Genomic DNA, 15132 nt, shown 5'->3' on the forward strand with positions numbered 1-15132 from the left:
CCGTGTGAAAGTAGGTAATCGCCAGGCTCTCTCTTAAAACCCCTCAGTACGTACGTACTGGGGGGTTTTGCTTTTTACGGCGACCGATTGCTGGACAGCGCTTCGGGTCTGGCCGGCCAAAAGTCGCCTCGGACGACGGCGCAAGGAGCCCGGGAACGCCCGCCGGAAGCCATTTCCGGGCTGCCGGTGACACCCTATAGGGTGAGAGCGTGTTCTTTTCGAACGCCGGTGGTTGTGGAATGGCCAGGCAGCCTGGATGGTGCCCGGTCGCGAGCTCGTCACTGTCCCCATGCTTTGCATAGTATGGAAAAAGCTTGACAGGCCTGATGAGTTACACCATAATCACAAGTTCTCTGCGGAGAGGTGCCCGAGTGGCTAAAGGGGGCAGACTGTAAATCTGTTGGCTTACGCCTACGCTGGTTCGAATCCAGCCCTCTCCACCAGAATTAAGCAAGACAGTAACCCGGCGGTAGTCGGTGAAGCAGAAAGCGTGGTAACCCGGCGGGTGTAGCTCAATGGTAGAGCAGAAGCCTTCCAAGCTTACGACGAGGGTTCGATTCCCTTCACCCGCTCCAGATTGCCCGGGTTGCAGTCAAGAAAGCAGCAGTCAAGTTTCGCCCATGTGGCTCAGTGGTAGAGCACTCCCTTGGTAAGGGAGAGGTCGGCAGTTCGATCCTGCCCATGGGCACCAAATACCGTACTGGCAATATCGCAGCCGACACAGGAGTCGCGAAATGGCAAAGGAAAAGTTCGAGCGGACCAAGCCGCACGTGAACGTTGGTACGATCGGTCACGTTGACCACGGCAAGACCACGCTGACGGCAGCGATCGCCACGGTGCTGGCAGCGAAGTTTGGCGGTTCGGCCAAGAAGTACGACGAAATCGACGCAGCGCCGGAAGAAAAGGCACGCGGTATCACCATCAATACCGCCCACGTCGAGTACGAAACGGCCAATCGCCACTATGCGCACGTCGACTGCCCGGGCCACGCCGACTATGTGAAGAACATGATCACGGGTGCCGCCCAGATGGACGGCGCGATCCTGGTGTGCTCGGCCGCCGACGGCCCCATGCCCCAGACCCGCGAGCACATCCTGCTGGCCCGCCAGGTCGGCGTGCCTTACATCATCGTGTTCCTGAACAAGTGCGACATGGTCGACGACGCCGAGCTGCTCGAGCTGGTCGAAATGGAAGTGCGCGAACTGCTCTCGAAGTACGAGTTCCCCGGCGACGACACCCCGATCATCAAGGGTTCGGCCAAGCTGGCGCTCGAAGGCGACAAGGGCGAGCTGGGCGAAGTGGCCATCCTGAACCTGGCCGACGCGCTGGACACCTACATCCCGACGCCGGAACGTGCCGTTGACGGTACCTTCCTGATGCCGGTGGAAGACGTGTTCTCGATCTCGGGTCGCGGCACCGTGGTGACCGGCCGTATCGAACGCGGCATCATCAAGGTCGGCGAGGAAATCGAAATCGTCGGTATCAAGCCGACGGTCAAGACCACCTGCACCGGCGTGGAAATGTTCCGCAAGCTGCTGGACCAGGGTCAGGCCGGCGACAACGTGGGCCTGCTGCTGCGCGGCACGAAGCGCGAAGACGTGGAGCGCGGCCAGGTGCTGTGCAAGCCGGGTTCGATCAAGCCGCACACGCACTTCACCGGCGAGGTCTACATTCTGTCGAAGGACGAAGGCGGCCGTCACACCCCGTTCTTCAACAACTACCGCCCGCAGTTCTATTTCCGCACGACCGACGTGACCGGCTCGATCGAGCTGCCGAAGGACAAGGAAATGGTCATGCCCGGCGACAACGTGTCGATCACGGTCAAGCTGATCGCCCCGATCGCGATGGAAGAAGGCCTGCGCTTCGCCATCCGTGAAGGCGGCCGCACCGTCGGCGCCGGCGTCGTGGCCAAGATCCTCGACTGATAAGGTCGATCAGCGGATACGGCACCAACCGGCCGTATCCGTTGCCAGAGGGGTTGGCGTCAGCGCCGACCCCAAAGTTGTTTTAGGGGTATAGCTCAACTGGCAGAGCGTCGGTCTCCAAAACCGAAGGTTGGGGGTTCGATTCCCTCTGCCCCTGCCAATTCAATCAGCCGCGTCGCGATACAGTATCGTGACGCGGCTTAGTCTCGTTTGCGAAACATGGCCAATCCCAACGTCGAAACCGTCAATGCCTCCAGCGGCAAGTGGTTGCTGGGCGTAGCGGTGCTATTGGTGGTTGCCGGCGTCATCGGTTTCTATGCCCTGGCACAGCAGCCTTCCTATGTGCGCGGCGCCGCGCTGTTCGGCGGCATCGCACTGGGCGTGGTGGTCGCGCTGGTCTCGGCGCCGGGCAAGGACTTCATCGGATTCGCCAAGGAATCCTATCGCGAAGTCCGCAAGGTCGTCTGGCCTACCCGCAAGGAAGCCGGTCAGATGACGGGCTTGGTGTTTGTCTTCGTCGTGATCATGGCCGTGTTCCTGTGGTCTGCGGACAAGCTCATCGAGTGGGTCATCTTTTCGCTCGTGCTTGGCTGGAAATGAAGGATAGAACATGACGGATAACGCACAACAGGAAGTCCCCGCAGCGGAATCGCCTTCGTCGAAGAAGCGCTGGTATGTGGTGCACGCTTATTCCGGCATGGAAAAGAGCGTGCAGCGCGCGCTGCAGGAGCGCATCGACCGCGCGGAAATGCAGGACAAGTTCGGCCGCATCCTGGTGCCGTCGGAAGAAGTGATCGAGATCAAGGGTGGCCAGAAGTCCGTCACCGAGCGCCGTTTCTTCCCTGGCTACGTGCTGGTCGAGATGGAAATGACCGACGAGACCTGGCACCTGGTGAAGAACACCAGCAAGGTCACGGGTTTCGTGGGCGGCGCGCGCAATCGCCCGAGCCCGATTTCCCAGCGGGAAGTCGACAAGATCATGACCCAGATGCAGGAAGGGGTCGAGAAGCCGCGTCCCAAGACGCTGTTCGAAGTGGGCGAAATGGTGCGCGTCAAGGACGGCCCGTTCACCGACTTCAACGGCAACGTCGAGGAAGTGAACTACGAGAAATCGCGCCTGCGCGTCTCGGTCACGATCTTCGGCCGCGCCACCCCGGTCGAGCTCGAGTTCGGCCAGGTCGAGAAGGTTTAAGGATTTTGCCCGCCGCCGGCCCGCAAGGGCGGTGGCGGACGAATAGGGCGGGGTCCTCGCGACCGCGCCCAAAGAGGAGCGTGAGGTCGTGCCAGCGGCACGGCGACAGCGCGTTACGACTCAACAGGATCCGTTCGACAAGCGAAGGATCCGGATTGGAGTAAAGATGGCCAAGAAGATCATTGGCTTTATCAAGCTGCAGATTCCGGCTGGTAAGGCAAATCCCTCCCCGCCCGTGGGCCCGGCACTGGGTCAGCGCGGCCTGAACATCATGGAGTTCTGCAAGGCGTTCAACGCGCAGACCCAGGGCATGGAACCCGGCCTGCCGGTGCCGGTGGTGATTACCGCCTTCGCCGACAAGAGCTTCACGTTCGTGATGAAGTCGCCCCCGGCGACCGTGCTGATCAAGAAGGCCGCCGGCCTGACCAAGGGTTCGGCCAAGCCGCACACCGACAAGGTCGGCAAGATCACCCGCGCCCAGGCTGAAGAAATCGCCAAGGCAAAGAACGCTGACCTGACCGCCGCCGACCTGGACGCCGCCGTGCGTACCATCGCCGGCTCGGCGCGTTCGATGGGCATCACCGTGGAGGGTCTGTAAATGGCTAAGCTTTCGAAGCGCGCAGCCGCCAACAAGGCGAAGATCGAGCGCACCAAGTTCTACCCGATCGACGAGGCCCTGGGCCTGGTGAAGGAATGCGCATCGGCCAAGTTCGACGAATCGATCGACGTGGCCGTGCAGCTCGGCATCGATGCGAAGAAGTCGGACCAGGTGGTCCGCGGCTCCGTGGTGCTGCCTGCCGGTACCGGCAAGTCGGTGCGCGTGGCTGTGTTCGCGCAAGGCGAAAAGGCTGAAGCTGCCAAGGCAGCCGGCGCCGACATCGTCGGCATGGAAGACCTGGCCGAGCAAGTCAAGGCCGGCAACCTGAACTTCGACGTGGTGATCGCCTCGCCGGACACCATGCGTGTCGTCGGTACGCTGGGCCAGATCCTGGGCCCGCGCGGCCTGATGCCGAACCCGAAGGTCGGCACCGTGACGCCCGACGTGGCCCAGGCCGTGAAGAACGCCAAGGCCGGTCAGGTGCAGTACCGCGTCGACAAGGCCGGTATCATCCACGCCACCATCGGCCGCCGCTCGTTCGACGACGCCGCGCTGAAGAGCAACCTGAACGCGCTGATCGAAGCGCTGGTGAAGTCGAAGCCGGCCACGAGCAAGGGCGTGTACCTGCGCAAGATCGCCGTGTCGTCCACGATGGGCGTTGGCGTGCGCGTGGAACAGGGCTCGCTGTCGGCCTGAGGCTGACAGACACCGGGCGGACCCGATAACGTCGCCCGGGGTAAAGAATCGAAGATCCCGGCCCAGGCCGGGGTCGTCTCCCGGCCGCAGCGGCGCCCCAACAGGCGCGGCAGCCGCGGGGAGCAAGGCTTTGGGCAGTGGTGCCCGCCGGCGCAAGCAGGCAGGCACCGCTGGTTATCAAAGACCGCTGGTGGCGGGCGCGGCCGAAGTCTGGCCGGCTTGCCTTAATCGGGCGGAGCGTGTGTGGCGGGGTGTTTGACCCGGCTGCGGCGCCTCCCGCCCCACCAGCGCAGATGGCGCACCCGAGGGATTGATGAATCCGGGCAACGACCCGGGTGATTCGGGCCAATCGGACGCCGTTCGTTTGGACTGATGTGCGTGCCCCGGACGATCCGGGGGACAAGCATCGTTTTGGAGCTTAACCGTGCCACTCAATATTGAAGATAAGAAGGCCGTCGTTGCTGAGGTTTCGGCGCAAGTCGCCAAAGCCCAGACCATCGTCGTGGCCGAATATCGCGGCATTGCGGTTGGCGATCTGACCAAGCTGCGCGCCAAGGCCCGCGAGCAAGGCGTGTACCTGCGCGTTCTGAAGAACACGCTGGCCCGCCGCGCCGTGGAAGGCACGCCGTTTGCAGGCCTCGCAGAGCAAATGACCGGCCCGCTGATCTACGGTATTTCCGAAGATGCAGTGTCGTCGGCCAAGGTTCTGAACGACTTTGCCAAGACCAACGACAAGCTGGTTCTGCGCGCAGCGTCGTACGACGGCAACGTGCTCGATGCTGCTGCCGTCAAGGCACTGGCCTCGATCCCGAGCCGTGACGAACTGATTGCTCAGCTGCTTGGCGTGATGCAGGCACCGGTGTCGGGCTTCGCCCGTCTGCTGGCTGCACTGGCCGCCAAGAAGGGCGAGGGCGAAGCCGCCCCCGCCGAGAGCGAAGGCGCGGCTGCTTAAGGCGCAAGCCCGCAGCCCGGCTTAAAAGATCGCATTACCGATACCGAATCAAATCTAGCAGGAGTAACAAATGGCAATCAGCAAAGACGACATCCTCGAAGCCGTAGGCGCGATGTCCGTGATGGAACTGAACGACCTGGTCAAGGCGTTCGAAGAAAAGTTCGGCGTGTCCGCCGCTGCAATGGCCGTGGCTGCTGCCCCGGGCGCCGGCGGTGCTGCCGCTGCCGAAGAGCAGACCGAGTTCAACGTGATCCTGGCCGAAATCGGCGCCAACAAGGTTGGCGTGATCAAGGCCGTGCGCGAAATCACCGGCCTGGGCCTGAAGGAAGCCAAGGACCTGGTCGATGGCGCACCGAAGCCCGTCAAGGAAGGCGTGGACAAGGCTGCTGCAGCCGAAGCCAAGAAGAAGCTGGAAGACGCAGGCGCAAAGGCCGAAATCAAGTAAGCTGTGCTCGCGTGCCATTTCGCGGCACGCGGATGGGGCTGGCAAAGGGAGTTTCCCGGCGCCAGCCTTTTTGCGCTTCTGCGAAGTGTGTTTTATACGACACCTGGAGCGCGGATAAATCGGACAAGTCGCCAGAGTATGGCGCAAGAAGTGGCGTAAACGATGCTTGAAAGCTAGGTAATTTCCTAAGCTTCAGCAGAGGCCAAACATCAGTGGCACACTAAACGGTTGCTGATGTTTGTCTTCTGAACCGACTGCAGAAGACAAGTTTGGTCGGGTGTCCCCCGAGCCGGCATGGCGCATCGCGTCGTAGCTGCCGGCTCGCAGCGTGCGGGCACCGTCAGCCAGAGGTTGGTAGCGGCCAACCGCCAAATCCCCTCCCAGTCGCTGAACACCTCAGGTGCTGCGCCAGGTCCAGCCAGCCCTGCGATGATTCGGAGATCCCATGGCGTACAGCTTCACCGAAAAGAAGCGCATTCGCAAAAGTTTTGCGAAGCGCGCGACGGTTCACCAGGTTCCTTTCCTGCTTGCCACTCAGATTGAATCCTACACTCAGTTTCTGCAAGAGGATACGCCACCCTCGCGTCGCAAAACAGAGGGCCTGCAAGCGGCATTCAGCGCAATCTTCCCGATTGTGTCGCACAACGGGCTCGCCCGTATGGAGTTCGTCTCCTACCACCTCTCCAACCCGCCGTTCGACGTCAAGGAATGTCAACAGCGTGGCCTGACCTTCCACTCGGCCCTGCGCGCCAAGGTGCGCCTGATCATCAACGATCGGGAAAATCCGGGCAAGGTCAAGGAAGTCAAGGAACAGGAAGTCTACATGGGCGAAATTCCGCTCATGACGTCGACCGGTTCGTTCGTGATCAACGGTACCGAGCGCGTGATCGTCTCGCAGCTCCACCGTTCCCCCGGCGTGTTCTTCGAGCACGACAAGGGCAAGACCCACAGCTCGGGCAAGCTGCTGTTCTCGGCCCGGATCATCCCCTACCGCGGTTCGTGGCTCGATTTCGAGTTCGACCCGAAGGACATCCTGTACTTCCGCGTCGACCGCCGCCGCAAGATGCCGGTGACGATCCTGCTCAAGTCGATCGGCCTGACGCCCGAACAGATCCTGGCGCACTTCTTCGTGTTCGACAACTTCACGCTGCAGGCCGAAGGCGCGCAGATGGAGTTCGTGCCCGAGCGCCTGCGCGGTGAAGTCGCGCGCTTCGACATCGCCGACAAGAACGGCCGCGTCGTGGTGGAGAAGGACAAGCGCATCAACGCCAAGCACATCCGCGACCTGGACTCGGCCGGCACCAAGCTCATCAGCGTGCCGGAAGACTACCTGCTGGGCCGCGTGCTGGCCAAGAACATCATCGACCCGGACACCGGCGAGGTGATCGCCAACGCCAACGACGAGCTCACCGAGACCGTCCTGGAGAACCTGCGCGAAGCCGGCGTCAAGCAGATCCAGACGCTGTACACCAACGACCTGGACCAGGGTCCGTACATGTCGCAGACCCTGCGCGTGGACGACACCGCCGACCAGACCGCCGCGCGTATCGCCATCTACCGCATGATGCGTCCCGGCGAGCCGCCGACCGAAGACGCGGTGGAAGCGCTGTTCCAGCGCCTGTTCTACAGCGAAGAGTCGTACGACCTGTCGCGCGTCGGCCGCATGAAGGTCAACAGCCGCCTGGGCCGCCCGAGCGGCGAAGGCAGCATGGTGCTGCAGGACGAGGACATCCTCGAGACCATCAAGATCCTGGTCAACCTGCGCAACGGCAAGGGCGAGGTCGATGACATCGACCACCTGGGCAACCGCCGCGTGCGTTGCGTCGGCGAACTGGCCGAAAACCAGTTCCGCGCCGGCCTGTCGCGCGTGGAGCGCGCCGTCAAGGAACGTCTGGGCCAGGCCGAGACCGAGAACCTGATGCCGCACGACCTGATCAACTCGAAGCCGATCTCCTCGGCCATCCGCGAGTTCTTCGGTTCGTCGCAGCTGTCGCAGTTCATGGACCAGACCAACCCGCTGTCCGAGATCACGCACAAGCGCCGCGTCTCCGCACTGGGCCCGGGCGGCCTGACCCGCGAGCGCGCGGGCTTCGAAGTGCGCGACGTGCACCCGACCCACTATGGCCGCGTGTGCCCGATCGAAACGCCGGAAGGCCCGAACATCGGCCTGATCAACTCGCTGGCGCTGTATGCGCGCCTGAACGAGTACGGCTTCCTGGAAACGCCGTACCGCAAGGTCGTCGACAGCAAGCTGACCGACCAGGTCGACTACCTGTCCGCGATCGAGGAAGGCAAGTACGTGGTGGCGCAGGCCAACGCGACGGTCGACGCCGACGGCACCCTCATCGACGAACTGGTGTCGTCGCGTGAAGGCAGCGAGCGTGAAACCCGCATGGTCACGCCGGACCGCGTGCAGTACATCGACGTGGCGCCGTCGCAGATCGTGTCGGCGGCAGCCTCGCTGGTGCCGTTCCTCGAGCACGATGACGCGAACCGCGCACTGATGGGCGCGAACATGCAGCGCCAGGCCGTGCCTTGCCTGCGTCCGGACAAGCCGCTGGTGGGCACCGGCATCGAGCGCACCGTCGCGGTCGACTCGGGCACCGCCGTGCAGGCGACCCGTGGCGGCGTGGTGGACTACGTCGATGCGATGCGTATCGTGATCCGCGTAAACGACGACGAAGCCGTGGCCGGCGAAGTCGGCGTGGACATCTACAACCTGATCAAGTACACGCGCTCGAACCAGAACACCAACATCAACCAGCGTCCGATGGTCAAGGTCGGCGACTTCGTCGCCCGCGGCGACGTGATCGCCGACGGCGCCTCGACCGACCTGGGCGAGCTCGCGCTCGGCCAGAACATGCTGGTGGCGTTCATGCCGTGGAACGGCTACAACTTCGAAGACTCGATCCTGATCTCCGAACGCGTGGTCGCCGAAGACCGCTACACCTCGATCCACATCGAGGAACTGTCGGTCGTCGCCCGCGACACCAAGCTGGGACCGGAAGAAATCACGCGCGACATCTCCAACCTCGCCGAAGCGCAGCTGGCGCGCCTGGACGAGTCCGGCATCACCTACATCGGTGCCGAAGTGGAAGCCGGCGACGTGCTGGTGGGCAAGGTCACGCCGAAGGGCGAGACCCAGCTCACGCCGGAAGAAAAGCTGCTGCGCGCGATCTTCGGCGAGAAGGCTTCGGACGTGAAGGACACCTCGCTGCGCGTGCCCTCGGGCATGAGCGGCATCGTGATCGACGTCCAGGTCTTCACCCGCGAAGGCGTGACGCGCGACAAGCGTGCCCAGTCGATCATCGACGACGAACTCAAGCGCTACCGCCTGGACCTGAACGACCAGCTGCGCATCGTCGAAGGCGACGCCTTCCAGCGTCTGGAACGCCTGCTGCTCGACAAGACCGTCAACGGCGGTCCGAAGAAGCTGGCCAAGGGCGCCAAGCTGACCCGCGAGTACCTGGCCGACCTGGACAAGTACCACTGGTTCGACATCCGCCCGGCCGACGAGGAAGTCGCCGCCCAGCTCGAAGCCGTCAAGGAAGCCATCGAGCAGAAGCGCCACGAGTTCGACCTGGCCTTCGAAGAGAAGCGCAAGAAGCTCACGCAGGGTGACGAACTGCCGCCGGGCGTGATCAAGATGGTCAAGGTGTACCTGGCCGTCAAGCGCCGCCTGCAGCCTGGCGACAAGATGGCAGGCCGTCACGGCAACAAGGGTGTCGTGTCCAAGATCACCCCGATCGAAGACATGCCCTACATGGCCGACGGCACGCCCGCCGACATCGTGCTCAACCCGCTGGGCGTGCCCTCGCGGATGAACGTGGGTCAGATTCTGGAAACCCACCTGGGCTGGGCCGCGCGTGGCCTGGGCGAGCGCATCGGCAACATGCTGAAGGCGCAGGCCAAGGCAGCCGAAGTGCGCAAGCTGCTCACGCAGATCTACAACGAGAGCGGCAAGGTCGAAGACCTCGACAGCCTGTCGGATTCGGAAATCCTGGAACTGGCCGAGAACCTGAAGAAGGGCGTGCCATTCGCGACGCCGGTGTTCGATGGTGCGCATGAGGACGAAATCCGCCGCATGCTGGACCTCGCCTATCCGGAAGAGATCGCGAAGGAGAAGGGCCTGACCGCTTCCAAGCAGCAGGTCACGCTGTTCGACGGCCGCACCGGCGAAGCGTTCGAGCGTCCGGTCACGCTGGGCGTGATGCACATGCTGAAGCTGCACCACCTGGTCGACGACAAGATGCACGCCCGTTCGACCGGCCCGTACTCGCTGGTGACGCAGCAGCCGCTGGGCGGCAAGGCGCAGTTCGGTGGCCAGCGTTTCGGTGAAATGGAAGTGTGGGCGCTGGAAGCATACGGCGCCTCCTACGTGCTGCAGGAAATGCTGACGGTCAAGTCCGACGACGTGAACGGCCGGACCAAGGTCTACGAGAACATCGTCAAGGGCGAGCACTCGATCGATGCCGGCATGCCGGAATCGTTCAACGTGCTGGTGAAGGAAATCCGCTCGCTGGGTATCGACATCGACCTCGATCGCTACTGATCGAGAGCGCGCGGGAGGCCGGTCGCGGCCAGCCTCCCGCCGGTTGCCAGCTACGGTTTTCCCACAGGATGAATGCCGTGGCCCCGAAGGGATTTCGGGGTTGCGGCGAAACAAGGAGTTGCAATGAAAGCATTGCTCGATCTCTTTAAGCAGGTTCAGCAGGAAGAGCAGTTCGACGCGATCAAGATCGGCCTGGCCTCGCCGGAGAAGATCCGTTCGTGGTCGTACGGTGAAGTCAAGAAGCCGGAAACGATCAACTACCGCACGTTCAAGCCCGAGCGCGATGGCCTGTTCTGCGCCAAGATCTTTGGCCCGATCAAGGACTACGAGTGCCTGTGCGGCAAGTACAAGCGCCTCAAGCACCGCGGCGTGATCTGCGAGAAGTGCGGCGTCGAAGTGACGCTGGCCAAGGTGCGCCGCGAGCGCATGGGCCACATCGAACTGGCCGCGCCGACCGCGCACATCTGGTTCCTGAAGTCGCTGCCGTCGCGTCTGGGCATGGTGCTCGACATGACGCTGCGCGACATCGAGCGCGTGCTGTACTTCGAGGCATTCGTGGTGCTCGAGCCCGGCATGACCCCGCTCAAGAAGAGCCAGATCATGTCCGAGGACGACTACCTGGCCAAGTGCGACGAGTACGGCGAGGGCGAGTTCGTCGCCATGATGGGCGCCGAAGGCATCCGTGAGCTGCTGCGCGGCATCGACATCGAGAAGCAGATCGAACAGATCCGCGCCGAGCTGCAGGCCACCGGCTCCGAAGCCAAGATCAAGAAGTTCGCCAAGCGCCTGAAGGTGCTCGAGGCGTTCCAGCGCTCGGGCATCAAGCCCGAGTGGATGATCCTGGAAGTGCTGCCGGTGCTGCCGCCCGAGCTGCGTCCGCTGGTGCCGCTGGACGGCGGCCGCTTCGCGACCTCGGACCTGAACGACCTGTACCGCCGCGTCATCAACCGCAACAACCGCCTCAAGCGCCTGCTGGAGCTGAAGGCGCCTGAGATCATCGTGCGCAACGAAAAGCGCATGCTGCAGGAAGCGGTCGACTCGCTGCTGGACAACGGCCGTCGCGGCAAGGCGATGACCGGCGCCAACAAGCGTCCGCTGAAGTCCCTGGCCGAAATGATCAAGGGCAAGGGCGGCCGTTTCCGTCAGAACCTGCTGGGCAAGCGCGTCGACTACTCGGGCCGTTCGGTCATCGTGGTGGGCCCGACGCTCAAGCTGCACCAGTGCGGCCTGCCCAAGCTGATGGCGCTCGAGCTGTTCAAGCCCTTCATCTTCCACAAGCTGGAAACGATGGGCATCGCCACCACCATCAAGGCGGCGAAGAAGGAAGTGGAAAGCCAGACCGCGGTGGTGTGGGACATCCTCGAAGAGGTGATCCGCGAGCATCCGGTCATGCTCAACCGCGCGCCGACGCTGCACCGCCTGGGCATCCAGGCGTTCGAGCCGGTGCTGATCGAAGGCAAGGCCATCCAGCTGCATCCGCTCGTCTGCGCGGCGTTCAACGCCGACTTCGACGGTGACCAGATGGCCGTGCACGTCCCGCTGTCGCTGGAAGCGCAGATGGAAGCCCGCACGCTGATGCTGGCCTCCAACAACGTGCTGTTCCCGGCCAACGGCGACCCCTCGATCGTGCCGTCGCAGGACGTGGTGCTGGGTCTGTACTACACGACCCGCGACAAGATCAACGGCCGCGGCGAAGGCCTGACCTTCGCCGACATCAGCGAAGTGATCCGCGCCTACGAGAACAAGGAAGTCGAGCTGGCTTCCCGCGTGAACGTGCGCATCACCGAGTATGAGCTGGTGGACAAGGACGCCGTGGGCGACGCCCGCTTCGCGCCCAAGATCACGCTGCAGGCCACCACGGTCGGCCGCGCGATCCTGTCCGAGATCCTGCCGAAGGGCCTGCCGTTCTCGGTGCTGAACAAGCCGCTGAAGAAGAAGGAAATCTCGCGCCTGATCAACACCGCGTTCCGCAAGTGCGGCCTGCGCGAGACCGTGATCTTCGCCGACAAGCTGCTGCAGTCGGGCTTCCGCCTGGCCACGCGCGCCGGCATCTCGATCGCCATCGACGACATGCTGGTGCCGCCGCAGAAGGAAAAGATCATTGGCGACGCGGCCGCCAAGGTCAAGGAATACGACAAGCAGTACATGTCGGGCCTGGTGACCGACCAGGAACGCTACAACAACGTCGTGGACATCTGGGGCGCCGCCGGCGACCAGGTGGGCAAGGCGATGATGGAGCAGCTCCAGCACGAAGACGTGGTCGACCGCAACGGCAACACCGTCAAGCAGGAATCGTTCAACTCGATCTACATGATGGCCGACTCGGGCGCGCGCGGTTCCGCCGCGCAGATCCGCCAGCTGGCCGGCATGCGGGGCCTGATGGCCAAGCCGGACGGCTCGATCATCGAGACGCCGATCACGGCGAACTTCCGTGAAGGCCTGAACGTTCTGCAGTACTTCATCTCCACCCACGGCGCCCGTAAGGGCCTGGCCGACACGGCACTGAAGACCGCCAACTCGGGTTACCTGACCCGCCGCCTGGTCGACGTGACGCAGGATCTGGTGGTGGTGGAAGACGATTGCGGCACCACCAACGGCGTGGCCATGAAGGCCCTGGTCGAAGGCGGTGAAGTGATCGAAGCCCTGCGCGACCGTATCCTCGGCCGCGTGACGGTGACCGACGTGGTGAACCCGGAAACCCAGGAAACCGCGATCGAAGCCGGCACCCTGCTGGACGAAGACCTGGTCGACCTGATCGACGCCCTCGGCGTGGACGAAGTCAAGGTGCGCACCCCGCTGTCGTGCGACACGCGCTACGGCCTGTGCGGCAAGTGCTATGGCCGCGACCTCGGCCGCGGCGTGCTGGTGAACTCCGGCGAAGCGGTCGGCGTGATCGCCGCCCAGTCGATCGGCGAGCCGGGCACGCAGCTGACCATGCGTACCTTCCACATCGGCGGCGCGGCATCGCGCGCGGCAGTGGCATCGAGCGTGGAAGCGAAGGCAACCGGTACCGTGCGTTTCACGGCGACCATGCGCTACGTCACCAATGCGAAGGGCGAGCTGATCGTCATCTCGCGTTCGGGCGAAGCGCTGATCACCGACGACCACGGCCGCGAGCGCGAGCGCCACAAGATCCCGTACGGCGCGACGCTGCTGGTGCAGGACGGCCAGGCCATCAAGGCCGGCACGCAGCTCGCAACGTGGGACGCGCTGACGCGCCCGATCGTGTCGGAGTACACCGGCACGACCAAGTTCGAGAACGTCGAAGAAGGCGTGACCGTCGCCAAGCAGATGGACGAAGTCACCGGCCTGTCGACCCTCGTGGTGATCGACGCCAAGCGCCGCACGGCCGCCACCAAGGGCCTGCGCCCGCAGGTGAAGCTGCTCGACGCGAATGGCCAGGAAGTCAAGATTCCGGGCACGGACCACTCCGTGACCATCGGCTTCCAGGTCGGCGCGCTGATCACCGTGAAGGACGGCCAGCAGGTGCACGTGGGTGAAGTGCTCGCGCGTATCCCGACCGAATCGCAGAAGACCCGCGACATTACCGGGGGTCTGCCGCGCGTGGCCGAGCTGTTCGAAGCCCGTTCGCCGAAGGACGCCGCCGTGCTGGCGGAAGTCACCGGCACGACTTCGTTCGGCAAGGACACCAAGGGCAAGCAACGCCTGGTGATCACGGATCTGGACGGCAACGCCCACGAGTTCCTGATCGCCAAGGAAAAGCAGGTCCTGGTCCACGACGGTCAGGTGGTGAACAAGGGCGAAATGATCGTGGAAGGTCCGGCGGACCCGCACGACATCCTGCGCCTGAAGGGCATCGAGGAACTGGCGCACTACATCGTCGACGAAGTGCAGGACGTGTACCGTCTGCAGGGCGTGAAGATCAACGACAAGCACATCGAAGTGATCGTGCGCCAGATGCTGCGCCGCGTGCAGATCTCGGATGTGGGCGACACCAAGTTCATCCCGGGTGAACAGGTGGAGCGCTCGGAACTGCTCGACGAGAACGACCGCGTGATCGCCGAAGGCAAGCGTCCGGCCACGTACGAGAACCTGCTGCTCGGTATCACCAAGGCGTCGCTGTCGACCGACAGCTTCATCTCGGCGGCATCGTTCCAGGAAACCACGCGCGTGCTGACCGAAGCCGCGATCATGGGCAAGACCGACGACCTGCGCGGTCTGAAGGAAAATGTGATCGTCGGCCGTCTGATCCCGGCCGGTACCGGCCTGGCCTACCACCGCGCCCGCAAGGCGCGCGAGGCGGCCGAGCGCGAACGCGCCCAGGCGATCTCCGACGAAGAGCAGTCGCTCTTCATCGAGCCGCCGGTGGTGCCGGCGACGACGGAAGGCGAGGGCGACGCGGTCTGATCGCATTGACCGTGTTTTCCTGACGCCTGCCCAAGTCAGCGCGAAAGGCAATAGCAGCAGAAGTGGAAAAGCCCGGCTTTCGAGCCGGGCTTTTTTTCGTCCGGCGCTTGCGCAGCGCCTGCCGCTGGCCTTGTCCGGTCTTTCGGTTGCCTTTCATGGTGCTTTCGCCGGGCTTTCAGCCGCGCGGCGCGGGCAGCGCGCCGTTTTTTCGCGAATTCGGCCGGATGCCGTGGAATGCCGAGGGATGCGGTCAGAAGCCGTCGACTTGAACGTACTTATGGAAAATGCCGCTGAATTATTGCTGAATAAGAAATGAAATAGCGTGCTCATTGACTTGACCCCCCGCATCGTTGCTCCTAGCATCCACGCAAATCGCCAATTTGTTCGAGAGAAGAACTCAAGTT

General features: G+C 63.4%; 9 protein-coding genes and 4 tRNA genes. All 13 read left to right on the plus strand.

Annotation, left to right across the window (positions count from 1 at the left end):
• Positions 1-357: 357 nt before the first annotated feature.
• The 13 genes from AC3WXD_RS31015 to rpoC all read left to right on the plus strand — a co-directional run bounded on the left by AC3WXD_RS31015 (position 358) and on the right by rpoC (position 14728).
• Positions 358-443 (plus strand) — tRNA-Tyr (locus tag AC3WXD_RS31015).
• A gap of 58 nt (positions 444-501) precedes the next feature.
• A tRNA-Gly gene (locus tag AC3WXD_RS31020) sits at positions 502-575 on the plus strand.
• A gap of 41 nt (positions 576-616) precedes the next feature.
• Positions 617-691: transfer RNA gene (locus AC3WXD_RS31025), tRNA-Thr, on the plus strand.
• A gap of 43 nt (positions 692-734) precedes the next feature.
• Positions 735-1925, plus strand: coding sequence for an elongation factor Tu (gene tuf, locus AC3WXD_RS31030; protein ID WP_020207180.1), 1191 nt, complete (start codon positions 735-737; stop codon positions 1923-1925).
• Between the two features lie 84 nt (positions 1926-2009).
• Positions 2010-2085 (plus strand) — tRNA-Trp (locus tag AC3WXD_RS31035).
• Between the two features lie 59 nt (positions 2086-2144).
• Positions 2145-2525, plus strand: coding sequence for a preprotein translocase subunit SecE (gene secE, locus AC3WXD_RS31040; protein ID WP_020206065.1), 381 nt, complete (start codon positions 2145-2147; stop codon positions 2523-2525).
• 10 nt (positions 2526-2535) lie between these two features.
• Positions 2536-3117 (plus strand): transcription termination/antitermination protein NusG, encoded by a 582-nt coding sequence (nusG, locus tag AC3WXD_RS31045; protein ID WP_029044254.1) that lies wholly within the window; start codon positions 2536-2538, stop codon positions 3115-3117.
• A gap of 166 nt (positions 3118-3283) precedes the next feature.
• Positions 3284-3715, plus strand: coding sequence for a 50S ribosomal protein L11 (rplK, locus tag AC3WXD_RS31050; protein ID WP_006162338.1), 432 nt, complete (start codon positions 3284-3286; stop codon positions 3713-3715).
• On the plus strand, positions 3716-4411 hold the full coding sequence (gene rplA, locus AC3WXD_RS31055; RefSeq protein ID WP_020206067.1) for a 50S ribosomal protein L1: 696 nt from the start codon (positions 3716-3718) through the stop codon (positions 4409-4411).
• A gap of 424 nt (positions 4412-4835) precedes the next feature.
• Positions 4836-5363, plus strand: coding sequence for a 50S ribosomal protein L10 (gene rplJ / locus AC3WXD_RS31060; RefSeq protein ID WP_029044255.1), 528 nt, complete (start codon positions 4836-4838; stop codon positions 5361-5363).
• Positions 5364-5433: 70 nt separating this feature from the next.
• A complete protein-coding gene (gene rplL / locus AC3WXD_RS31065; RefSeq protein WP_020206069.1) occupies positions 5434-5808 on the plus strand; it encodes a 50S ribosomal protein L7/L12 in 375 nt (124 codons plus the stop codon).
• 445 nt (positions 5809-6253) lie between these two features.
• Positions 6254-10360 carry a DNA-directed RNA polymerase subunit beta gene (gene rpoB, locus AC3WXD_RS31070; RefSeq protein ID WP_029044256.1) on the plus strand — a complete coding sequence of 1369 codons (4107 nt, stop codon included), beginning with the start codon at positions 6254-6256 and terminating at the stop codon, positions 10358-10360.
• A 123-nt stretch (positions 10361-10483) separates the two neighbouring features.
• Entirely contained in the window at positions 10484-14728 is a 4245-nt protein-coding gene (gene rpoC / locus AC3WXD_RS31075) for a DNA-directed RNA polymerase subunit beta' (protein ID WP_020206071.1), read from the plus strand.
• Positions 14729-15132 lie beyond the last annotated feature (404 nt).

This window comes from Cupriavidus sp. FW216-B1 (genome assembly GCF_058789195.1).

Excerpts from the sequence above, each read along its gene's own strand:
- rplA (WP_020206067.1), top strand. The coding sequence starts at position 3,716 with ATGGCTAAGCTTTCGAAGCGCGCAGCCGCCAACAAGGCGAAGATCGAG.
- rpoC (WP_020206071.1), top strand. The coding sequence starts at position 10,484 with ATGAAAGCATTGCTCGATCTCTTTAAGCAGGTTCAGCAGGAAGAGCAG.
- rpoB (WP_029044256.1), top strand. The coding sequence starts at position 6,254 with ATGGCGTACAGCTTCACCGAAAAGAAGCGCATTCGCAAAAGTTTTGCG.
- secE (WP_020206065.1), top strand. The coding sequence starts at position 2,145 with ATGGCCAATCCCAACGTCGAAACCGTCAATGCCTCCAGCGGCAAGTGG.
- rplK (WP_006162338.1), top strand. The coding sequence starts at position 3,284 with ATGGCCAAGAAGATCATTGGCTTTATCAAGCTGCAGATTCCGGCTGGT.
- rplL (WP_020206069.1), top strand. The coding sequence starts at position 5,434 with ATGGCAATCAGCAAAGACGACATCCTCGAAGCCGTAGGCGCGATGTCC.
- tuf (WP_020207180.1), top strand. The coding sequence starts at position 735 with ATGGCAAAGGAAAAGTTCGAGCGGACCAAGCCGCACGTGAACGTTGGT.
- nusG (WP_029044254.1), top strand. The coding sequence starts at position 2,536 with ATGACGGATAACGCACAACAGGAAGTCCCCGCAGCGGAATCGCCTTCG.